We start from the raw sequence: 22,315 nt of genomic DNA, 5'->3' as shown, positions 1-22,315 counted from the left end.
GGGCTGCTGAACGGCTTAGCCCTAGCCGAAACAGTACCGGTTCGAAACCGGAAAATGTGACGTTAGCGCTAAGGCAAACCGACAAAACAAAGGTTGGCGTGGTAGTCAGCCCAAAATGCCCGGCAATCGCAGCCCATGTTCACGCGCGCAGGCTTTCGCGTCCTCGTACCCTGCGTCCGCGTGACGCCAGACACCTGACGCGGGATCATTCCAGAGCACCCGTTCCAGTCGCTTGGCCGCGGCATCTGTTCCGTCTGCACAGATGACGACGCCCGCATGCTGGCTGAAGCCCATACCAACCCCGCCACCATGATGCAGCGAAACCCAGGTCGCACCCGACGCCGTATTGACAAGCGCGTTCAGCAGCGGCCAGTCCGAAACAGCATCCGAACCGTCCTTCATCGCCTCGGTCTCGCGGTTGGGTGAGGCAACAGAGCCACTGTCGAGATGGTCTCGGCCGATGACGACCGGAGCTTTCAATTCGCCGTTTCTAACCATCTCGTTGAACGCCAGCCCAGCCTTGTGGCGATCTCCCAGCCCGATCCAGCAGATCCGCGCTGGCAAGCCCTGAAACGCAATACGCTCCTGCGCCATGTCCAACCAGTTGTGCAGATGGGTATTGTCGGGGAACAGTTCCTTCATTTTGGCGTCGGTCTTGTAGATATCTTCAGGGTCGCCGGACAACGCACACCAGCGGAAGGGTCCGATACCCCGACAAAACAGCGGGCGAATATAGGCGGGCACGAAGCCGGGGAAGGCAAAGGCGTTCTCCAACCCTTCATCCTGCGCAACCTGTCGGATGTTGTTACCGTAATCCAACGTCGGCACGCCCGCGTTCCAGAAGTCCACCATTGCAGCGACGTGCTGCTTCATCGAAGCACGTGCAGCCTTTTCGACCGCCTTCGGGTCACTTTCGCGCTTGTCTTTCCATTGCGCCATGGTCCAACCAAGCGGCAGGTAGCCATTTACCGGATCGTGGGCACTGGTCTGATCCGTGACAATATCGGGGCGCATCCCGCCAGCTTGCATCCGAGCGCAAATTTCCGGGAAGATTTCAGCGGCATTTCCCAACAGACCAACAGATTTCGCTTCGCCCGCCTTGGTCCAGCGATCAATCAATGCCAGCGCTTCATCCAGCGTCTCGGCTTTCTCGTCCAGATATTTGGTGCGCAAGCGAAAGTCGATGCTGTCCGGGTTGCATTCCACGGCCAGACAACAAGCCCCTGCAAAGACAGCGGCCAGAGGCTGCGCGCCGCCCATTCCACCCAGCCCCCCGGTCAGGATCCACTTACCTGTCAGGTCACCGCCATAGTGCTGACGTCCGGCCTCGGCAAAGGTTTCATATGTGCCCTGCACGATGCCCTGTGTACCAATATAGATCCACGAGCCAGCGGTCATCTGGCCGTACATCATCAGACCTTTCTTATCGAGCTCGTTGAAGTGGTCCCAATTGGCCCAGTGCGGCACAAGGTTCGAGTTTGCAATCAATACGCGGGGTGCATCGCTATGGGTGCGAACAATGGCAACCGGCTTGCCGGACTGGACGACCAGAGTTTCATCCTCTTCCAGATCTTTCAGGCTGGCAACGATGGTGTCAAAATCCTTCCACGTCCGCGCCGCGCGGCCAATCCCGCCATAGACCACCAGCTCATGCGGGTTTTCGGCCACGTCAGGATGCAGGTTATTCATCATCATCCGCAACGGCGCTTCGGTCATCCAGCTTTTGGCGTTCAGTTCAGGTCCGGTGGGTGGAAAGATGTCACGGGTGTTTTTGCGAGGATCGGTCATCGGGCAAGCTCCAATGCTGTGTCATTGAGGACGTCTAGAATGTCTTTCAACCAACGCCGGAGACGGGTGGCTTTGGCGGTGTCAAAAGTCCAGGGTGGCGTTTCTGATGTCAGGTAGGTCGACTGCGCCAACTCCATCTGGATCGCGTGAATACCGTTATCCGGGCGTCCGTAGTGCCGTGTCGTCCACCCGCCTTTGAAGCGCCCGTTCAAAACGGTGCTGAAAGGGGATGAAGAGGCGAATTCATGTGCAATTGTTTCGATTTCCGGTGCACAGGTCATCCCGTTATTTGTTCCAATGTTCATGTCGGGCAAAACGCCGTCGAACAGAAAAGGAATGTGACTGCGGATTGAGTGGCAATCATACAGCACAGCGATTCCGTGGATCGCCTTCACCCTCTCCAGTTCGGCCAGCAAAGCGGCATGATATGGCGCATGAAATGCGTCACGTCGTTCAATGGTATCTTTTTCAGTTGGAAGGATGTCCCAGATATCCTGCCCGTCGAAATCCGTAAGCGGCACCAAGGTCGTCGTGTTTTGGCCAGGGTAAAGAGAAGTACCGCCTGGGTCACGATTGGCATCGATCACATAGCGATGAAAGGTGGCCCGCACCGTGGTAGCACCGGGCAAAAGCCCGTCGTAGAGCATGTGGATGTGCCAATCCGTATCTGTCAGCGCCCGACCCCGAGCATTCAGTTTGGCATCAATCGCCGCAGGCACATAAGTGCCCGTGTGAGGCAGGCCCAAAACAATTGGACTACCACCCCGAACTACCTCGACCGGATCAGTCATGCGCCAAGCTCCGGCATGGCGACACCGGTGCTTTCGGCAATCTCACCGCTTGCAATAAGGGCCGAGGCTGCTTCTATGTCATTTGCCATGTATCTGTCATCTTCTAACGCCGGTACAACCGAACGCAGGCGCGCCATGACACCTTGAAGGCTTTCACTGGTTGGCAGCGGCGCGCGATATTCAACCCCTTGCGTTGCACACAGCAACTCGACCCCAAGGATACGCTCCAGATTGGTCACCATTTGCCCCAGCCGCCGCGCACCATGGGCGGCCATTGACACGTGATCCTCCTGATTGGCCGAAGTTGGTGTTGAATCTGTGACGCAAGGATTGGCCAGATGCTTGTTTTCGCTCATCAGCGCGGCTGTCGTGACTTCGGCAATCATCAGGCCAGAATTCAATCCGGGGTTGGGTGTCAAAAAGGGAGGCAAATCAAAGCTGAGTACCGGATCGACGATCAGCGCGATACGCCGCTGCGCAATCGCCCCGATCTCGGCCACTGCCAGAGCAATCATGTCGGCGGCAAATCCGACCGGTTCTGCATGAAAGTTTCCGCCTGATACGATCAACCCGGCCTCGGCCAGAACCAGAGGGTTATCGGTGGCGGCGTTGGCCTCGGTTTCCAGGGTTACTGAAGCCTGACGCAGCACATCCATCGCGGCGCCAACAACCTGCGGTTGGCAGCGGATGCAGTACGGGTCCTGAACCCGCGTATCACCGTCCCGGTGGCTCTCGCGAATGACCGACCCAGCCAGTAGCGCGCGCATGGTTGCGCCCGCTTCGATCTGGCCTCGGTGACCACGCAAGGCGTGAATTTCGGGTTGCAAAGGCGCGGTAGACCCCATGATCGCATCCGTTGTCAGGGCTGAAGTGACCAAAGCGCTTTGCGCCGCCCGCCACGCGCCGAAAAGCCCCGCCAGCGCAAACGCCGTGGAAAACTGAGTGCCGTTGATCAGTGCCAACCCTTCCTTGGGGCCAAGTTCGACCGGGGTCAAACCTGCCGCTGCCAGTGCGTCGCCGCCAGGCATGGCTGTACCGCCAAACTCAGCTTCACCCTCGCCCATCATGACGGCTGCCATGTGCGACAGTGGTGCCAGATCGCCCGAAGCACCAACAGACCCCTGTGCCGGGATCACCGGTGTCACGCCTGCGACAAGCATCGCTTCCAGCAGGTCAATCAGCTCCAACCGCACACCCGACGCGCCACGTCCGAGGCTGAGCAGTTTGAGCGCCATCATGAGCCGCGCAACAGCACGCGGGATCGCTGGTCCAACGCCACAGCAATGGGACAAGATCAGGTTGCGTTGCAGCGTCGCGGTATCCTCGGCCGCGATCTTGACGCTTGCCAGTTTTCCAAAACCCGTATTAACCCCGTAAACGGCGGCTTGGCCAGTCGCCGCCTCAATAATGCGAGCGTGCGCCGAGGCTATGGCAGGCCTGCAAACCGGGTCCAGCCGAACGGCGCATTCCTGGCGGAATACCTGTTCCAGCTGCGCCAGAGATACAGCACCGGGAGTTAACGTCAGAGTGGTCAAAATGCGCCTCCGAATATGCGGGCGTGAAGGGGATTAAAACCGATGCGGTAGGCTAGCTCGGCCGGGTGGGTGACATTCCAGACGGCCAGATCCGCCCGCAGGCCCTGAAAGATCCTGCCGCAGTCTCTCAGGCCCAGTGCACGCGCGGCATTCACAGTGACACCTTTCAAAGCTTCCTCAGGTGTCATTCGAAACAAGGTGCACCCCATGTTCATTGCAAGCAAAAGCGATGTCATCGGAGCCGAACCTGGGTTGCAGTCGGTCGCAAGGGCCATTGGCACTTCGTACATGCGCAACAGGTCAACAGGCGGTTGTTGCGTCTCGCGCAGGGTGTAGAAAGCCCCAGGCAGGATCACGGCCACCGTTCCTGCCGCTTCTATGGCTTTAACACCGCTTTCGTCCAAATACTCGATATGGTCGGCAGAAAGCGCGCCATAGCTTGCAGCAAGTTTCGCGCCACCCAGGTTGGACAGTTGTTCGGCATGCAACTTGACCGGCAGTCCTAGTTCCTTGGCAACGTCAAACAGTGGCACCAGTTGGTCGGGCAGGAAGGCAATCCCTTCGCAAAATGCGTCAACTGCGTCTACCAAACCCTCGGCATGAGCCGCGCGAAGCGTCGGAATGCAAATCTCAGCAATGTACGCCTCGGGCCAGTCTTTATACTCGGCGGGTACAGCATGAGCGCCCAGAAAGCTGGTCGCTATGCGCACCGGGCGGCTTTCCTGCAGGGCCCGCGCGGCGCGCAGCATGGTCAACTCAGTTTCTTGATCCAGCCCATAGCCCGATTTGACTTCGATCACCGAGACCCCTTCGGCGATCATCGCGTCCACGCGCGGCAGAGCCTGCGCGATCAAATCCTCTTTACTGGCCGCACGTGTGGCTTTCACGGTCGAAATGATCCCTCCGCCTGCGCGGGCCACCTCTTCATAGCTGGCACCGTTAAGGCGCATCTCGAACTCAGCCGCGCGGTCGCCGCCATGCACCACATGGGTATGGCAATCGATCAGAGCCGGCGTCACCAGCCGCCCGTCCAGCGAGGTTTGAGAGAACGTCGCGTATTCTTCCGGTAACTGCGTCTTCGGACCGACCCATGAAATCCGGTCGCCACGCACGACAATCGCCGCGTCTTCGATCAATCCGTATGCATCCGCACCAACCATTGTAGCGGCGTGCAGATCTGTGAACAGATGATCGTGGGTTTGCATTCGAATCCCTCTTCGGTGCAATTCTCTCTTTTCTGGTACAGGTCTTTATGGCATATGTCTATTCATAAAACCGGAGGTAGGAATGACGGTCATATTCGCAAAACGGGCCTTTCTGGCAGCCGGCTGGGCAGAAAACCTGCGAGTCGAGATCAAGAATGGTCGTATCGCGCATCTGACAACCGACGCGGTCGCGCAAAACGGCGACACCTGCGTTGACACTCTCCTGCCCGCTTTGGGCAACCTTCACAGCCATGCCTTTCAGCGCGCCATGGCGGGAATGACCGAATATCGGCTGGCTGGCCGTGACAGTTTCTGGACTTGGCGCGATCTGATGTATCGTTTCACAGCCCACCTGAGCCCTGACCAAATTCAGGCCATCGCCGCGCAAGTCTATGTCGAGATGCAGGAGGCCGGGTACGCGTCGGTCGGGGAATTCCATTATCTGCACCACCAACCGGACGGGCAACCCTATGACAGACTTTGCGAACTCAGCGACCGGATCATGGCCGCCGCCGCCGAGACCGGAATTGGCCTGACCCATCTGCCCGTGCTCTACAGCTATGCAGGAGTTGGAGAAAAACCGCTGGAGGCCGGGCAGCGACGCTTTGGCAATGATGTGGGCAGTTTTTGCGAACTTGTCGCTCAGGCGCGGGAAGCGCTCGGCAATCTTCCCGACGACTGTCGCGTCGGCATCGCGCCACATTCACTGCGCGCCACGTGTCCGCGCGATATGGCGCAGGTGGTGGCATCACAAAATTCCGGTCCGATCCATATCCACATTGCTGAACAACCCAGAGAGGTTGAGGAAGTGCAGGCTGGCCTTGGCGCGCGTCCGGTCGAATGGCTGCTGGATAATGCCCCGGTTGATTCCAACTGGTGCCTGATCCACGCAACCCATATGACCGACGAAGAGACTCGCGCCATGGCCCACAGCAATGCCGTTGCCGGTCTGTGCCCGGTGACAGAAGCCAACCTGGGCGATGGGCCTTTCAATGGCCCTGTCTATTTGAATGCAGGCGGCGCTTTTGGCGTGGGATCAGACTCCAACGTGTTGATTTCCATGACCGAAGAGCTCCGCACACTCGAATATTCGCAACGACTGCGCGACCTGTCACGTAACGTGCTGGTGGTTGGTGAAGGTTCTGTCGGACAAACCCTTTACCGCGGCGCAGCTATTGGCGGCGCGCAGGCGCTAGGCCGCAATGCGGGGCAAATTGCCGAAGGAATGCTGGCTGATCTTGTCGCCATTGACAGCCAAGCCCCTGCCCTTTGCGCATTTCAGCCCCAGCAGTTGCTGGATGGTCTTGTCTTTGCCGCCAAAGATAATGTCGTTACTGATCTTTGGTCCGCAGGCCGACATCAGGTTCAAAACGGGCGTCACTTCCTGCGGGACAAGGTCGCGCGTAACTACAAACGGGCAATAGGTGAGCTTCTGGCTGAGCTTTAGCTGGGGGCCTTATTGAAACTCACGCGAAGGATCTTGGCACCAGCAGCGGGCCTGACCGTAACGGCGGCGTTCAGCGTCATTGCGTCTCCGGCCACCAGAGGCGTTTTGTCTGACATATGGGCCATTCCCGAGGCGACAAAGATAAACTCGCCCGCCGCCCCCTCGAATTCCTGATCATTTGCAAAAACGTTCACTACCACAACGACGTCCTTTGGATCGTAGATCACATTGAACGCACGACACGGCCCGTCCAACAGCCGCGCATTCAGCGCGAGCGCCCCGTCGAACGAAAGCGGCAGCAAAGGGCGTGCCGTTAAAACGCCGCTATCGCCGAGCAAATCAAGCCCTGCCCCTTCGATGATCGTGTGTACGCGCGACATCCCTGGAAATCGGGAAAATGGCCCATCCCGATCGATCCGGGCCACACTAATACGCCAGGCGACGTGCTCGCCGACCCGCTTCGCGGCAAGTTCGGTAGTTACACCGCCACCATTGGCCCATGGCGTAACCGCGCAATCCTGCAATCTGATAAGGTTCTGGGTCAAATTCTTTGCATCTCACCGTTAACCTAGACATAATACTAATAAGTTCAAAAAATATAGTGAGCACAATGTGAACGAGCAGAAAAACGTCGGCTTCCAGGATGTCCGCGATGAAGTTTTGAATCGCATCCAGACCAGAATCTGGCCGCAAGGCAGCTTGCTGCCTACCGAACTGGAGCTTGCCGCCGAGTTCGGTTGTGCTCGTGCAACTGTCAATCGCGCTCTGCGTGAACTTGCTGATCAGGGTATTGTCACACGGAAACGCAAAGGCGGCACGCGTGTGGTCACAACACCGGTCAAACAAGCCCGACTGCCTATTGCGGTAGTCCGGCAAACCATTGAAGATATGAATGCCGAATACCGATATGCGTTGGTCAACCGTACGCTGATAGATTGTCCGGCATGGCTGCAAGCCAAACTCGGACTGCCCGAGGGTACGCAAATTCTGCATTTGCGCTGTATGCACCATGCCGACAACCGCCCCTTCCAGTACGAGGAACGATGGATCAATACCGCCGCAGTACCGCACGTCATGGATGAAGACTTTCTGACCACCGGTCCTAACGAATGGTTGCTGGCCGAGGTTCCTTTTTCGAACGCGGAAATTGCATTCTCAGCTGTTCCGGCAACCGGTCCGCTTCAGGATTTTCTTTCCGTTCCGCCCGGCACCCCTTTGTTCCAGTTGGAGCGGACAACGTGGTTTCGAAAAACCCCGGTCACCTTTGTGCGCATGACCTTTCATCAGGGTTATCAAATGCGGACTACGTACTGAGGCCGTATTCGTTATTGGTGATCCCGCCGAATGCCAAAATCTCGATCCGCTACCCCCGCTTGTTTCAAGTACGCACTACATCAAGTGCATATGCATTCGGGTGGCCAGACTGCCCAGAACCCAGATGGTGCCAAGGATCATGATCATCAGAACCAATGTCGAAAACAGCACCAGGTGCAGATCTTCGCGGCTGCTGCGCCGACGGTCGATATGTAGGAAGTAGACAAGCTGCAACACAAGCTGTGCCAATCCAAGCAACCCGATGGTCAGGTAAACACCAACCGTTTCAATCCCATAAACCTGCGCCACGCCAAACATCGCCAAGGTCAGCAACAGCGAGCCACCATACCCGATCACATAGCGCCGACGCTCGCGACGATGCATTTCAGAGCGCTTATCCATAGGTCAGACCTCCGAAATACACGATGGTAATGATCCCAATCCAGATCAGATCGAGAAAATGCCAGAACAACGCCAGTCGCACCACGCGCGAGATAACCACATCCGTCATACCCTTGACGCGCAGCTGGATACCCAAAACGATCAACCAAAGGCATCCAGTCGCAACGTGCAGACCATGCAGTGGGACCAACCCGAAAAAAGCCGACAGAAAACCGCTGCGCTGCGGAATGCCGCCTTTATCCGCCATAGCCATGAAGTCACGCACTTCAAGCACCAGAAAACCAAGCCCAAGCGCAAGAGTGACGCCAAACCATAAGACAATGCGACCGCGCGGCAGATTGTACTTCAACGCCAGCATGGCAAGACCCACTGTCAGGCTGCTGGTCAGCAGTATCATGGTCTGCGCAAAGACACTTTTCAGATCAAACAACTCGTGCGGGCCGGGGCCACCTGCCTGCGCATCGATCATCGTTATGTAAATCGCAAACATCAGGCCAAAATAGACCAGATCGCTCATCAAGAAGACCCAGAACCCAAAGGTGACAACCTCGGTTGCCTTGTGGGCACTGGCGTGATGTTCCCCTAGATTGATACCGGGATAGCTGTGAGTGGGCGCGCGCTTCATGTCGCCACCTCCAGATCCGGGCGGGCAAGGCCGCGGTTTTCCGGAGAAGTTTCATAATCGCGATCAACCGCCGCTTCGCTGTGGACCAATGCCAGCCAGGCTTCGTGGTCCCTTCGCACCTCTTCCGCTGGGATGGTGAGTTCTGTACTGTCATCGAATGTCCAGATGATCACCACAAGGATCATCAAAACCGTCATTAACGCCGCAAGCCACCAGATCCACCAGACCAGCGCAAACATCCATATGCCACTGAGAACGCACAGAACAAAGCCAATTCCCGTGTTTCGGGGCAGTTCGATATCTTCATAAGCGTCTGGTGTTGGATAGGCCGTTCCTTTTGCCTTCTGTGCCGTGAACTCATCCCGATCCGAAACCTTGGGGATGATCGCAAAGTTATAAGCGGGAGGCGGTGAAGGGATAGACCATTCCAATGTGCGACCATCCCAGGGATCCCCAACCGGAACACGGGTTTGGTCGCGGTCACGAATGCTGACCCATAGCTGGATCAGGATCGAGAACAATCCACAAGTAATAACAATCGCTCCGATGATGGCCACGATCATGAAAGGGTGGAAAGACGGATCGCTATAGCTGAAAGATCGGCGCGGCATGCCCAACAGCCCGACGAAGTAGAGAGGCATGAATGTCAGCAAAAACCCCCCGGTCCAGCAATAAACAGAAACCCGGCCCCAGAATTCGTTCAGTCGGAATCCAAAGGCCTTGGGGAACCAGTAATTGTATGCCGCCAACAATCCGAACAACACGCCAGGCAATAACGCGTTGTGGAAATGAGCTACCAAAAACAGCGTATTGTGAACCTGGTAGTCTACGGTTGGATTTGCCAGGATCACGCCGCTCAGCCCGCCGATGGCAAACAGCATCAAAAATGACAACCCATAAAGCATCGGCACCGAGAACCGAATGCGTCCCCGCCACAACGTCGCCATCCAGTCATAGACTTTCACGCCGGTTGGGATGGCAATCAGCATGGTCGCGATACCAAACACCGCGTTGATCAGCGCGCTTTGACCCATGGTGAAAAAGTGGTGCAGCCAGACTGTGAACGACAACACGGCGATCGACATGGTCGCGATGACAAGCGAGTTGTAGCCATAAAGCCGTTTGGCCGAGAAGGTCGCAAACACCTCGGAATAGATGCCATAAGCAGGCAAAACCAGCAGGTAAACCTCGGGGTGGCCGAACAGCCAAAACAGATTGGCATAGTTCATCATGTTGCCACCGAGGTCGTTTGTGAAAAAGTGGAAATCAAGATAGCGATCAGCGGCAAGCATCAGCGCGGCGACACTCAAAGGCGGCATAGCAAAGACGATCAAGATCGAACTGCAAATGATTGTCCAGCAATACATCGGCAGCCGCATGAACGTCATGCCCGGCGCGCGCAACTTGTAGATCGTTACAGCAAAATTGATACCGGTCAGTGAGGTGCCAATGCCCGAAACAACGATTGCCCAGATCCAGTAATCCGGTCCAACACCGGGATTGAACGTTGCGCCGGTATACGGTGGATAGGCTGTCCAGCCGCCGGTCGAAAACTCTCCAATCACCAGCGACACCATCAGCATCATGCCTGACGAAACCGTAAGGCCCAGACTAATCTGGTTTAGTTGCGGGAATGCCACATCGCGCGCGCCGATCATCAGCGGGACAATGTAATTCGCAACACCAAAGACAAAGGGAACGGCAACAAAGAAGACCATGATTGTGCCGTGAGTGCTGAAAAGCTCGGCAAAATGTTCGGCTTCGAGGAAACCGTCGCCGGGCCCGGAAGCCTGCTGCGCGCGCATGACAACGCCTTCAAGCACACCGCGTGCCAGCATCACGATGGCAAAGACGATATACATGACACCGATCTTCTTGTGATCGACGCTGGTCAGCCAATCGCGCCACAGGGGTGTCCACAGACGAAACCAGCTCAGCAATCCTACGACAACAACAACGCCAATAATCACAACAGCTGCGGCTGTATTGGCCACGATCTCATTAGTATTTGGGTTCTGGATCAACCCGGCAATCGGAAGAGCGTCCCAACTCAGACGCCCGAAGAAACCCGTCTCGGTCGGCGTCATTTTTGCGCCTCCTGCCCAAATGATGCAGTTCCAGGCTGTAGCTCGATCGGTAAAGGCTGACCGCTGTGGTAGCGGCTCAGGATATTCCGGAACAGGTCGTCTTCTATTGTGAAGTAGAGCGCATCATCCGGCATCCGAGATGTTCCCAAAGCGGCCTGAACTTCATCCCTGTCAGTCCGCATGGCCAGTTTCCGATAGTTTGCCTTATCTAGTTGGATGCTGTTGTTACGCACTTTTTCGACCCAAGCGTCGAAATCCTCACCACTCATTGCGATAGTGCGGAACTTCTGCTTGGTAAAGCCCCGTCCGTTGTACTGAGTGTTTTCGCCCTGCATCACTTCCGGCGCATCCGCGACAAGATGTAACTGGGTGGTCATGCCCGGCATCGCATAAATCTGCCCAGCCAGCGCGGGTATCATAAAAGACTGCATTACGGTATCGGTCGTCAGCGACAATGCAATTTGCCGCTTTGTCGGAATTCCAAACTCTCCCACTGTGGCGATCCCGAGATCGGGGTACAGAAACAGCCATTTCCAATCCAGACCGACAACCTGAACCCGCAGCGCCGGATCCTCACCAAACGGTGCCGAATACGGGTCAAGCCGATGCGTCGCCTGCCAAAGATAAAAGGACAGCAGGGCCACGATTATTACAGGCACGCCCCACATGACAAATTCCAGCTTGGCCGAGAAATCCCAATTCGGTGCGTAAGGCGCAATGCGGTTGCTTCGGCGGCGATACCGAAACGCTATTATCGGGACCAGCACCAGTACCGGGATAACGGCCAACAGGATCAATACGGTCGCGCGAAGCAAATGCGTTTTCTGAACTACCGCTATCGGGCCTTGCGGGTCCATAAAGCTGTCGCTGGCCAAAGCTGGTTGCACCGAAGCGATCAACAGGAACACAGCGGCAAGTCTGAGCAAGGATGGATTGGACGAAACGACTTGTGCCACAGCTGACTGTCCTCTCCTCATCTCGATCCCATCCAACTATCGGCAAGTGGGTGAAATTTCTCAAGAGTTTTCCGAACCACAAATTGCCATCCTCAGCTTTCTTTCAACTTTGGGTATAAACAGCGACGGGTCGCGCGGCATCTTCCCGTTGACTTGCAAGGCCAGTCGGGACAGAAAAATCGTCAATGCGTACTTTGCTTGTCACTCTAGGATTGATCCTTCTGTCCCAGACCGCACTGGCACAGGATCGTGCAGCAATTGAACGCCAGTTTCAGTCGTGGCTGTTGGAGACGATCTGGCCCAAGGCGCAGGCCAAAGGTGTTTCACGCAACACACTGCAACAGGCGTTTTCCGGTGTTACTCTGAACTGGGGCCTGCCGGATCTGGTTCCGCCCGGGCATAAACGCAAAACGCCCAAGGCGCAAAAACAAGCCGAATTTGGCTCGCCCAGCCGGTATTTCAATACGGGGTCAATTCAGGGTGCAACGTCTGTCGGGCGCAGGATGGCAAAGCAACACTCTGCGATTCTTGCCAAAGTCGAAAGCAATACTGGCGTTCCTGCTCGTATCATTCTGGCAATCTGGGGCAGAGAAAGCGGCTATGGGCAGGTGCCAATCCGCCATGATGCGTTCAGGGTTCTGTCGACCAAGGCATTCATGAGCACACGCGCGGAATACTTCACGGCCGAGCTTATCGCAGCTCTGCAAATCGCAGAAGCGGGGCCCCTGCCAGCCCGGCAAATGAAAAGCAGTTGGGCAGGCGCGTTAGGGCAACCCCAGTTCATGCCATCAAGCTATTTGGATTACGCCGCAGATGGCAACGGCGATGGACAGGTCGATATCTGGGGGTCATCCGATGATACAATCACTTCGATTGGCAACTACCTGAAAAAGCACGGCTGGATCGCCGGGCGTGACTGGGGTTTCGAAGTGTCTGTGCCGGCAACCGTTTCATGTACATTGGAAGGACCCGACCAGGGGCAGTCAATTCAGCAGTGGGAAGCGATGGGCATAAACCGGGTCTCTGGCAAACCTTTTCCAGCCCACGAGATGAAGGGGGTAGGTTACCTGATGATGCCAGCAGGACGATTTGGTCCTGCTTTTCTTGTCACTCCAAATTTTTACGTTCTGAAGGAATACAACAAAAGCGATCTGTATGCTTTGTTCGTCGGCCATGTCGGTGACAGAATCCAATTTGAAAGCGACGATTTTGCAGGGCGGTGGGGCAAGGTCGGCGGTTTTTACCGTTCTGACATCGCAAAGATGCAGGGCGCGCTGGAAAGCTTGGGGTACGATGTCGGAGGCGTTGACGGCTTGCCAGGTTTCAAAACCCGCCGATCAATAGGCAGATGGCAGGAAACGATGGGTGTTGCACCTACCTGCTTTCCTGAAGCCTCGATGACAACGAAACTGGCCCGATAAGGCACCAAGCATGCGTTGAACGGTCGCTCTCGACTTGCTTAAGCATCTTATCGCCGGTCGCAACAGACCGCATTTATCATCAATCTTAATGATTTCGACCATATTGTTGCTCTTTCAAAAACGGACTTGATGCGTCAGATCATGTATTTCCAAGAAGCTCGGATGTTTGCCGACGGGTTACTTGTGCCCTTAAGACACGTTACTTGACGCAACTTGCGACTAAGTGAGCCGTGTTAATTCCAGTTACGCAATCCCTTCCATCTGAGTTCTTTTTGACCGCGCAGTCCAAAACTACTTGTCATAACAAGGCGATATGCCCATCCAAAGAAAGGCACGCGGAACTCCGTTCGGGGGCTTTTCAAGTCAAGTGATGCTGCTCCAAAATATCAACTTTCCGTGATCGACAAATCGTCGCCAGATTTTGGCACAGAGTTGTAAGGGAAGGGTCGCTGGGAACTGTCGTTCGGGCCTTGTATACAGGAAACAACGGAGTCGGCTTTTGACTCGTCTGGACCAAGGTGGCACGATTTGGTCAATAACAGCCGGCACACTGGGCATGATTGATTGACACGGTTTTGAAGACTAAGAGGACATTCCGGATGTTTTCTGTTTTACTGGCCAAGTTTTGATTTGAGAGGCACCATGACACGCAAAGTCACCAAAGCAGTTTTTCCAGTGGCGGGAATGGGAACCCGGTTTTTGCCGGCAACCAAGTCCGTTCCGAAAGAGATAATGACGTTGGTGGACCGCCCCCTGGTGCAATATGCAATCGATGAAGCCCGCGCCGCTGGGATCAAAGAGTTCATCTTTGTGACGTCTCGCGGGAAATCCGCGCTTGAAGATTACTTTGACCATAACCTCGTCCTCGAACAGGAACTAATGGCCAAAGGGAAAAACAAGCTTCTCGATATCCTGAACAAGACCAATATGGAAAGCGGCGCGATCGCCTATATCCGCCAACACAAAGCCTTGGGTCTGGGCCACGCCGTTTGGTGCGCGCGCCGCTTGATAGGCGATGAACCTTTTGCCGTTATGTTGCCTGACGATGTGATTGCTGCAGACAAACCATGTCTGCAACAAATGGTCGAAGCCTATGAGGAAACGGGCGGCAACATGGTGGCAACGATGGAGGTTCCGCCAGAAAAGACAAGTTCGTATGGCGTGCTGGATGTTGTCGACAGTATCGGCCCGGTCATTCCGGCCAAGAGCATGGTTGAAAAGCCTGAACCATCGAAAGCGCCATCCAATTTGGCCGTTATCGGGCGCTATATTCTTCGACCTTCCGTGTTGAACAACCTGAACGCAATGAAAACCGGAAGCGGCGGTGAAATCCAACTGACTGATGCAATCGCCGAAGATATCGCATCCGGCGTGCCCGTTTTTGGCTACAAGTTCGACGGGCAGCGTTTCGACTGCGGCTCAAAATCCGGTTTTCTGCAAGCAACCGTTTCCTTTGCCCTTGCCCGTGACGACCTGCGTGATGACCTGAGCCAGTATCTGAATGACATCGTTGCAACTGGAAAAGCGGCCCAGTAGCCAAGGGATCACTCATTCCACAAAAAGAACTGAAAAATATCGTTGGTCATCAGCAATTCAGGGGCACGCGTATGAACAGAACGGTCTATCCAGTCATCCTGTGTGGTGGTTCAGGAACGCGTTTATGGCCCCTGTCGCGCAAAAGCTATCCCAAGCAATTCGTCCCACTTGTCGGCAAAACCAGTCTTTTACAAGATTGTGCCGACCGGATGCTTGGGCCCTCGCATGCGCCCTATGCCAAACCACTGGTTCTAACCAACGATGCCTTTCGGTTTATTGTCCCTGAACAGTTGACAGCTGTGGGGATCGCCCCCGGCCCGATCCTGATTGAGCCTGAAGGGCGCAACACGGCCCCTGCCGTACTGGCGGCTGCGTTGTACCTTGCCTTACGTGATCCGGATGCCATCATGCTGGTTGCACCTTCAGATCATGTGCTTCCAAACAAGGCGGCTTTTCATCAGGCAGTCGACATAGGCGTGCGCGCAATTGCCGAACGAGGCGATCTGGTGACATTTGGCATCACGCCCACTCGGCCCGAAACCGGGTATGGTTACTTAAAGCTGAACGACGCCCCAGACGCGTCCGAGGGTGCAGTTCGCCTGGATCGGTTCGTGGAGAAACCGGATCTGGAAGCGGCGCAGGCGATGGTGAAAGATGGCAGTTACCTGTGGAATTCCGGCATCTTCCTGTTTGCGGCACGTGACATCGTTGCCGCATATGAAAAGTACGCTAGCACCCTTGTTGCACCTGTCCAAAAGGCCGTCGACAGCGCCAAGACAGATTTGGGGTTCCTGAGATTGGATCCTTCAGCTTGGGCTGACGTCGATGACATATCGATCGACTATGCGGTCATGGAAAAAGCTCCCAACCTCAGCGTGGTTCCGTATTCCGCAGGTTGGTCGGATGTTGGAAGTTGGACGGCTGTTCAAGAATTGTCAAACCCTGATGAAAACGGCACCGCGACAAATGGGGAAGTAACCACAATCGACTGCTGCAACGTTCTGATACGATCAGAATCGCCAGCTCAGGAAGTGGTGGCAATGGGGCTTGAGAACATTATCGCAGTTGCGATGCCGGATGCTGTGCTGGTTGCTAGCATGGACAAAGCCCAGGACGTCAAGCAGGCTGTCGCTGCCTTAAAGGCTAAGGGGGCCAAACAGGCAGATACGCTTCCGGTCGATCACCGCCCCTGGGGCTGGTTTGAGAGCCTCGTGATCGGTGACAGATTTCAGGTCAAACGAATCCATGTACATCCTGGCGCTTCACTCAGCCTGCAGTCCCATCACCATCGGTCCGAGCATTGGATTGTGGTTGAGGGCACCGCCAAGGTCACAATCGATGATCAGGAACGGTTGGTCAGCGAAAACCAGTCTGTCTATATCCCGCTGGGTGCCGTGCACCGGATGGAGAACCCCGGCAAAGTTCCCATGGTTTTGATCGAAGTGCAGACCGGCACCTATTTAGGCGAAGATGACATCATTCGATATGAAGACATCTATGCCCGGGACTAAGCGGCGACATAGTTTTCCATAGGCCATACTCGGGTCGGCTTGTCCCCGGGGACACTCAAGTTAACAGATTATTTCCTGTGCGGTCGGCCAGGTCAGACGGGATTGACGCGCCTTACGGCAGAGTGGCGCGCAACCAACTTTCGGACCGACAGCCACAGGAGGACCCTCGTGTCAATGACCTCACCCAGATTGCGCCTGCCTTTTCTACAACCTTCGCAGGCTCAAAAGCACGTCACCCACAACGAGGCACTGCGACAGCTTGATTTGGTCGTTCAGCTAACAGTTCAGACGACCAATGCCAGCACCCCGCCCGTTGTCCCCGAGCAGGGTGATATCCATGCTCTGGGCGTCACCCCCACCGGGGACTGGGCCGGACATGCAGGAGAGCTTGCCGCATGGCTGGACAACGCCTGGCATTTCTTGACCCCGTATGCGGGCTGGCGCGCCTGGGACGAGGCCACTGGTGAACTGAAGTTCTGGAATGGGTCTGACTGGCTGCCCTTGCCCGTCAATACTCAAAACCTGAATGGTGTTGGGGTGGCAACAAGTTCGGACGCTACGAATCGCTTGTCTGTCCGAAGCCCGGCCACGCTTCTGAGCCATGAGGGCGGCGGGCATCAGCTGAAGATCAACAAGGCGGGTGCCAGCGATACAGCATCGCTGGTGTTTCAGTCGAACTGGACCGGTCACGCTGAAATGGGGTTATCCGGAAGTACGGGGTTTTCAATCAAAGTGTCCCCTGACGGAGGTACCTGGACGGAAGCTCTGACTTTTGACCCCGCGACCGGAACAGCGGCTGGTGCGGCTGTTCAGGGCGATGCGACGGATACCACTTCGGGTCGCTTGATGCGTGCCGACTACGGTTATGGGCCGGGTAACCTTCTGGGGTCGGTATCAGAAGTTGGCGGTATACCAACCGGTGCGGTCATAGAGCGCGGAAGTAACACCAATGGCGAATTTACACGTTTTGCCGATGGAACCCTGATCTGCACCGCCGCGTTGCTTCCTGTCGCATGCACGGCCGTTGAAGGCGTATTGTTCGCAAGCACTGCAATGACGTGGAACTACCCAGCGCCATTTTCCTCTGCGCCAAGCGTTAGTGGCAGCGCTGGAGCAAATAATCGTTTCATCGGGTTTGATGTGCCCGGAAACACTCAAGCCACGTGCAAAGCCCTCTCTGTAACTTCGGATACAGCGGCTTTTTCACCAAGTGTCATCGCCATAGGGCGCTGGTTCTGAGCACAGCTGCCGCCTGAACTGTGGTTCGGGCGGTTTTTTTGCGTCGTCGGTCTATTTCTATAGCAATCGCCAATTCCATTGGACCCGCTACAGCCGCCTTGCTCCGGGCGAAAAGTGGGCGGCGCAACACCGCCCGCTTACTGGCTGTTTATTACTGGTCCATGCCCAGAATTGTATCTTTTCAGCTGACAATGGACGTGATTCAACAAGTTCTGCGCAGCACGACGGATTGTAAAAACTCTGTTCCCGCGCATATTGCCTCAAAAACAACAAGAAAACATGGGAACTCAGCAACCATACCTGTAAATCATTGAAACCGGCGCTGGATTCTTCGATTGTGCCCGCGCCGTTGATAGTAATTGGTACAAAAGGATTTGGCAGATGCGCATTGCAATGATCGGCACCGGGTATGTGGGGCTTGTTTCCGGTGTGTGTTTCTCGGACTTCGGTCATGATGTGATTTGCGTTGATAAGGCTGAGCAGAAGATCGATATGCTCAAAGCCGGACAGGTGCCAATTTATGAACCGGGTCTGGACGTGCTGATGGCGCGAAACGTCGCGGCTGGCCGCCTGAGCTTCACTACCGATCTTGCAGCCGCAGTGGACGGCGCGGATGCTATCTTTATTGCGGTTGGAACGCCAACCCGGCGTGGAGACGGCCATGCGGATCTGACCTATGTGATGGCAGCGGCGGAAGAAATCGCTCAGGCTGTCACCGGGTATACCGTTATCGTCACAAAATCGACTGTGCCCGTCGGAACAAACCGAAAAGTGCAGGAAACAGTCAAGGCCGCTAACCCCCTGGCCGAATTTGACGTGGCTTCGAACCCTGAATTCCTTCGCGAAGGCGCGGCAATAGACGATTTCATGCGCCCGGACCGCGTTGTGGTCGGCGTCGAAAATGACCGCGCTGCCGAGGTGATGGCAGAAATTTACCGCCCTCTGTATCTGCGCGACTTCCCGATCCTGACCACCGATCTGGAAAGTGCCGAGATGATTAAATACGCCGCCAACGCGTTTTTGGCGACCAAGATCACCTTCATCAATGAAATCGCAGGACTGTGCGAAAAAGTTGGCGCGGATGTTAAAGAAGTTGCGCGCGGCATCGGCCTTGACGGGCGGATCGGCAACAAATTTCTGCATGCAGGACCCGGCTACGGTGGTTCATGTTTTCCAAAAGACACGGCCGCGTTGGCGCGGATCGGGCAGGACCACGCGCATCCAATGCAGATCACCGAGACCGTCATCCGCGTTAATGACGAAATCAAGAAGCGGATGATCGAGAAAATTCGTGACGCATGTGACGATCATTTCAACGGCAAGACCGTGGCAGTTCTGGGTGTTACGTTCAAACCAAACACAGACGATATGCGCGACGCACCATCACTGTCCATCGTCCCCGCCCTAATAGGCGGAGGCGCAAAGGTGCGTGTTGTTGACCCACAGGGAAAATCTGAAGGGGAGGCGCTCTTGCCGGGCGTCGAATGGTGCGACGATCCGTATATCGCCGCGCGGGGCGCGGATGTTGTTGTGCTGCTGACGGAATGGAATGAATTCCGCGCGCTGAACCTTTCCGAAATTGCGGCGTCAATGAAATCAGCCAGGATGGTTGACCTGCGCAACATCTACTCGAAAACTACGGCGCTGAAGTCAGGATTTGACACCTATGTCGGCGTTGGGCGCTGAAAGCGTGCTTCCCGCCGCACGCATCTTCAAGTGGTTGACGGATCATAGTGCGGCAGTCCAGACCCGGTAACGGCCTTGGCCGGTGACTTCACGCACCAGACCTCTCCGGGTGAACAGGTCAAAATTCCGCTGAACCGCCGCGCGCGAAGAAATGGTAAGTTCTTCCGCAAGCGGGGCCGAGACCATGGGCCACGCCGCCAGAGCATCAATCAGACGCGGGGGGGTGCGACCGCTCAAATCATGCGTTGCGTCGCGCGCCTTGCCCTCCCAGGCACTGATCCGGTCGAGGTGCAGCAAGGCCGCAAGAACGGCTTGCCCGGCGCCCTGTATCCAAGACCCTAACTTTTCCGTCGGCCCACCCGTTCCGCGCAACGCACCCGGACCAGACAGCGCCAGTGGCATGAACGTTGCGCCGCCGCGCCCCATCGAAGCCGCGTGCCGCGCTGCGATGATTGCCGCCTCGGTGTCGTGTCCGACGCCCTGCGATATAGCTCGCCAAGCATGAAACGCGATCGCCGATTGTGTTACTGGGTGCAACCTTTCAGCATTCTGCATGACTTCGGCCAGATCAACGATCGCTTCGGGCGTCGCACCAGAGCCCTGAGCCAGACGGTCGAGAAACGCTGTCAACCCGCTTTCCCACCCGCCTGTAGCCGGGCCTGCGCCTGAGCTCAGACGGCGCACGGCCCAACCTGCCCGAAACAGCGCCTGCACGTCATCGTGGGTCGCGCCGATCCTCAGACCCGTCCACAAAGCCAGGCGGTCTACGCTGACCCGATCCCCTGTCCACCACCCCAGATCGGACGTTTCCATAAGTGCCAAACGGTGCGTCCACCCCTCAGGCCCCGAACGCAGCCGCTCATCCAGAGCGCCAAAGGTCAGGGCAAGATCAGCAAGCTCTGCCGACAATTCTGATTGTGCCGAATGCCAATCGCGCGGATCGAACAACGGGCGCTGATCTGATCGGGGACCAGGCAGAAAGAAATCTTCCTCCACGTCCTGGTCCGGGGGCAAAAACCAAGGGTCGTCCTCTTCTGCCGGATCGCCGTCATAGATACTGGCTGGGCCAAGATCATCGACCTCGTCTTCTGGAAGGGGCATGGTTTTCTTCGACGTCATACCCGGCATTCTTCGGGCATTTGCAACTGTTCACAAGGGTTTTCCATCAGCCCGAGAATGTACGGGTCAACACTTCCAGTTCAGCGCTTAAATCCGTATGCGGGGAACTGCCCAACAGCATATATCCATAACCGCCTTGCTCCCACTTTGCAGTTGCCAAACCGCTCAAGACCGATAGTTGGACGTCGGTACTTGGGGCATTCGGTCCTTGGCGAATAACACAGAAGGCAAGTGGTCGACCCTGATCATCAGCAAAAACCACTTGGATCAAGGGCTTGCCTTTGAATGAAAGAACCTGCGCACGCTTCAGCTCCAACCCTGGCAGTGCTTCCAGTATGTCCTGATTCAGCGATCGTCCTAACTCAGCTTCGGCCATTGCAAATTGCTTGGCCAGCGACGCGTCCGAACTGTCCAGCGATGCAATCGTTTCCGGCACGTAAAGTGATTGATAGATCGCGGCCTGCTGGGCCCAGCTTAAATCTGCTGGCCGGGTGGCCCAGAATGTTACGGCGACGGCTGCAAACGCCGCGCTGGCAGCCACCGCAACAAGACGCAGAAACCCGTTAATGCCGGGCCGCGTCGTTTTTTCCGGCAGGTCCACCTTCGGCGCTTCAGCGGGCAGGTTCTCAAAAACGCCCCGAACAACTAGCGCAAACGGATCCAGCGCCATCAGACGATGTTCCAACGTAGCGTCATCTTCAACCGCAGCCTCAATAGCGCGGGTCTGAGCCTCGTCCAGGCTGCCTTCCAGATACGCTAGAAGCGTCTCGTCGGAAAACGTCATTTGCCACTCCGTCGCGCGGTGTCCGCTGCATCAATCTGCATCACGGTTTTAAGTTTCTGCCGGGCATTCGAAAGCCGGCTCATGATCGTGCCAATTGGAACCTCCAACAAGGCAGCTGCTTCGCGATAACTGTACCCCTCAACGAAGACGAGCATTACCGCTTCGCGCTGTGCCTCAGGCAACTGCATCACTTGATTAAACACTTCAGCCGCGAAAATATTCGTTTCTGTGTCTGGTCCCGTTGCAACCAGATCCGCTTCGGGGGTCACCGACAGCGCCTGCGCGTTCCGAACCGACCGCGAACGCAGCTCATTCAGCCAGATCGACCGGCAGATTGTCATCAACCAGCTGTCCAGACGGTTATGCGACGTCACCTGATGATGTCGTTCAAGCGCGCGCAAACATGTGGCCTGCAACAAATCGTCGGCTACATCCGAGGCACCCGATAATGCCAGCGCAAACCGCCAGACACGCTTCGAATGCGTCTGAACCGCATCGCGGACGGCTTGTTCAGAAGTCATCTCAGCTCTCATCGAATGATCGCGACCTGCTTGTGTTTCTCAATCGCGGATCGGACCCGCAAGGGCAGAATTGCCATATTTAGCAGTGAAATGAAACGAAACTCCTGCTCCAAGCAGTCACGTTTGCGTCTGTAATTGTTGCAGCGCCTGTTTCTGCAACCAACTGGGTGTTGGATACTGGCCATTTGCGGCAGTTGTATTGGTTTCGACCAAAGGCATGGTGTTCCAAAGCACATAAGCCGTTCGATTGCGGTTATGGATTGCTTGAGTATTTGGTATTGGTTGCGGGTTTGGTGGTTAGGTCTTATTTAGCGTGTTTGGATGTTGGGATGGGTTGGTCTGCCGCAG

19 protein-coding genes are annotated in these 22,315 nt (G+C 56.0%); 7 read left to right on the top strand and 12 right to left on the bottom strand.

All coding sequences use genetic code 11. The annotated features are described in order from the left end of the window. Positions 1 to 105: 105 nt before the first annotated feature. From hutU to hutI, 4 genes are read right to left on the bottom strand one after another with little or no spacing between them, the layout of a single operon-like run. Positions 106 to 1,788 carry a urocanate hydratase gene (hutU, locus tag ACR0BF_RS13845; protein WP_480625131.1) on the bottom strand — a complete coding sequence of 561 codons (1,683 nt, stop codon included), beginning with the start codon at positions 1,786 to 1,788 and terminating at the stop codon, positions 106 to 108. Then, positions 1,785 to 2,579, bottom strand: coding sequence for an N-formylglutamate deformylase (hutG, locus tag ACR0BF_RS13840; RefSeq protein WP_480554869.1), 795 nt, complete (start codon positions 2,577 to 2,579; stop codon positions 1,785 to 1,787). Before hutG ends, hutU begins: the two co-directional genes overlap by 4 nt. Beyond that, positions 2,576 to 4,114: a histidine ammonia-lyase gene (gene hutH, locus ACR0BF_RS13835; protein WP_480554868.1), complete on the bottom strand. Its 1,539-nt coding sequence runs from the start codon at positions 4,112 to 4,114 to the stop codon at positions 2,576 to 2,578. The genes hutG and hutH overlap by 4 nt, the downstream gene beginning before the upstream one ends. Then, positions 4,111 to 5,319 carry an imidazolonepropionase gene (gene hutI / locus ACR0BF_RS13830; RefSeq protein ID WP_480625130.1) on the bottom strand — a complete coding sequence of 403 codons (1,209 nt, stop codon included), beginning with the start codon at positions 5,317 to 5,319 and terminating at the stop codon, positions 4,111 to 4,113. Before hutI ends, hutH begins: the two co-directional genes overlap by 4 nt. Positions 5,320 to 5,401: 82 nt before the next feature. Here hutI and ACR0BF_RS13825 point away from each other — a divergent pair, with 82 nt between their 5' ends. Next, entirely contained in the window at positions 5,402 to 6,766 is a 1,365-nt protein-coding gene (locus tag ACR0BF_RS13825; RefSeq protein WP_480625129.1) for a formimidoylglutamate deiminase, read from the top strand. On the opposite strand, the gene ACR0BF_RS13820 is transcribed toward ACR0BF_RS13825, so the two are convergent. Then, positions 6,763 to 7,311: a HutD/Ves family protein gene (locus ACR0BF_RS13820; RefSeq protein WP_480625128.1), complete on the bottom strand. Its 549-nt coding sequence runs from the start codon at positions 7,309 to 7,311 to the stop codon at positions 6,763 to 6,765. The two genes, ACR0BF_RS13825 and ACR0BF_RS13820, sit on opposite strands and share 4 nt — an antisense overlap. A 67-nt stretch (positions 7,312 to 7,378) precedes the next feature. On the opposite strand from ACR0BF_RS13820, the gene ACR0BF_RS13815 reads away from it, so the two are divergent. After that, a complete protein-coding gene (locus ACR0BF_RS13815) occupies positions 7,379 to 8,080 on the top strand; it encodes a GntR family transcriptional regulator (protein WP_480519774.1) in 702 nt (233 codons plus the stop codon). Between the two features lie 75 nt (positions 8,081 to 8,155). Here the strand turns inward: ACR0BF_RS13815 and ACR0BF_RS13810 are convergent, their stop codons facing one another. Genes ACR0BF_RS13810 through ACR0BF_RS13795 form a run of 4 tightly spaced genes read right to left on the bottom strand, consistent with a single transcriptional unit; the run spans position 8,156 to position 12,150 of the window. Next, on the bottom strand, positions 8,156 to 8,482 hold the full coding sequence (locus ACR0BF_RS13810) for a cytochrome o ubiquinol oxidase subunit IV (protein ID WP_480554864.1): 327 nt from the start codon (positions 8,480 to 8,482) through the stop codon (positions 8,156 to 8,158). Beyond that, on the bottom strand, positions 8,475 to 9,107 hold the full coding sequence (locus ACR0BF_RS13805) for a cytochrome c oxidase subunit 3 (protein WP_480554863.1): 633 nt from the start codon (positions 9,105 to 9,107) through the stop codon (positions 8,475 to 8,477). The genes ACR0BF_RS13810 and ACR0BF_RS13805 overlap by 8 nt, the downstream gene beginning before the upstream one ends. Then, positions 9,104 to 11,194: a cbb3-type cytochrome c oxidase subunit I gene (locus tag ACR0BF_RS13800; RefSeq protein ID WP_480625127.1), complete on the bottom strand. Its 2,091-nt coding sequence runs from the start codon at positions 11,192 to 11,194 to the stop codon at positions 9,104 to 9,106. The genes ACR0BF_RS13805 and ACR0BF_RS13800 overlap by 4 nt, the downstream gene beginning before the upstream one ends. Further along, entirely contained in the window at positions 11,191 to 12,150 is a 960-nt protein-coding gene (locus ACR0BF_RS13795; protein WP_480605574.1) for a cytochrome ubiquinol oxidase subunit II family protein, read from the bottom strand. The genes ACR0BF_RS13800 and ACR0BF_RS13795 overlap by 4 nt, the downstream gene beginning before the upstream one ends. Before the next feature lie 185 nt (positions 12,151 to 12,335). Between ACR0BF_RS13795 and ACR0BF_RS13790 the strand changes: the two genes are divergently transcribed. From ACR0BF_RS13790 to ACR0BF_RS13770, 5 genes are all read left to right on the top strand, one after another. Beyond that, positions 12,336 to 13,571, top strand: a complete 1,236-nt coding sequence (locus ACR0BF_RS13790) for a lytic murein transglycosylase (protein ID WP_480625126.1) — start codon at positions 12,336 to 12,338, stop codon at positions 13,569 to 13,571. Positions 13,572 to 14,213: 642 nt separating this feature from the next. Next, entirely contained in the window at positions 14,214 to 15,107 is an 894-nt protein-coding gene (gene galU, locus ACR0BF_RS13785) for a UTP--glucose-1-phosphate uridylyltransferase GalU (protein ID WP_480519762.1), read from the top strand. Between the two features lie 71 nt (positions 15,108 to 15,178). Further along, entirely contained in the window at positions 15,179 to 16,618 is a 1,440-nt protein-coding gene (locus ACR0BF_RS13780; protein ID WP_480625125.1) for a mannose-1-phosphate guanylyltransferase/mannose-6-phosphate isomerase, read from the top strand. A gap of 174 nt (positions 16,619 to 16,792) precedes the next feature. Beyond that, entirely contained in the window at positions 16,793 to 17,857 is a 1,065-nt protein-coding gene (locus ACR0BF_RS13775; RefSeq protein WP_480625124.1) for a DUF2793 domain-containing protein, read from the top strand. Positions 17,858 to 18,238: 381 nt separating this feature from the next. Then, positions 18,239 to 19,543 carry a UDP-glucose dehydrogenase family protein gene (locus ACR0BF_RS13770; protein ID WP_480625123.1) on the top strand — a complete coding sequence of 435 codons (1,305 nt, stop codon included), beginning with the start codon at positions 18,239 to 18,241 and terminating at the stop codon, positions 19,541 to 19,543. 42 nt (positions 19,544 to 19,585) lie between these two features. On the opposite strand, the gene ACR0BF_RS13765 is transcribed toward ACR0BF_RS13770, so the two are convergent. From ACR0BF_RS13765 to ACR0BF_RS13755, 3 genes are all read right to left on the bottom strand, one after another. Continuing rightward, positions 19,586 to 20,644, bottom strand: coding sequence for a helix-turn-helix domain-containing protein (locus ACR0BF_RS13765; RefSeq protein ID WP_480625122.1), 1,059 nt, complete (start codon positions 20,642 to 20,644; stop codon positions 19,586 to 19,588). Between the two features lie 64 nt (positions 20,645 to 20,708). Further along, on the bottom strand, positions 20,709 to 21,446 hold the full coding sequence (locus ACR0BF_RS13760; protein ID WP_480605561.1) for an anti-sigma factor: 738 nt from the start codon (positions 21,444 to 21,446) through the stop codon (positions 20,709 to 20,711). After that, positions 21,443 to 21,967: an RNA polymerase sigma factor gene (locus tag ACR0BF_RS13755; protein ID WP_480554851.1), complete on the bottom strand. Its 525-nt coding sequence runs from the start codon at positions 21,965 to 21,967 to the stop codon at positions 21,443 to 21,445. The genes ACR0BF_RS13760 and ACR0BF_RS13755 overlap by 4 nt, the downstream gene beginning before the upstream one ends. Positions 21,968 to 22,315: the final 348 nt, after the last annotated feature.

Source organism: Ruegeria sp. AG7, assembly GCF_056541545.1.
Note: the sequence above shows the minus strand (reverse complement) of the source record. Positions and strands in the feature narration are given on the sequence as shown.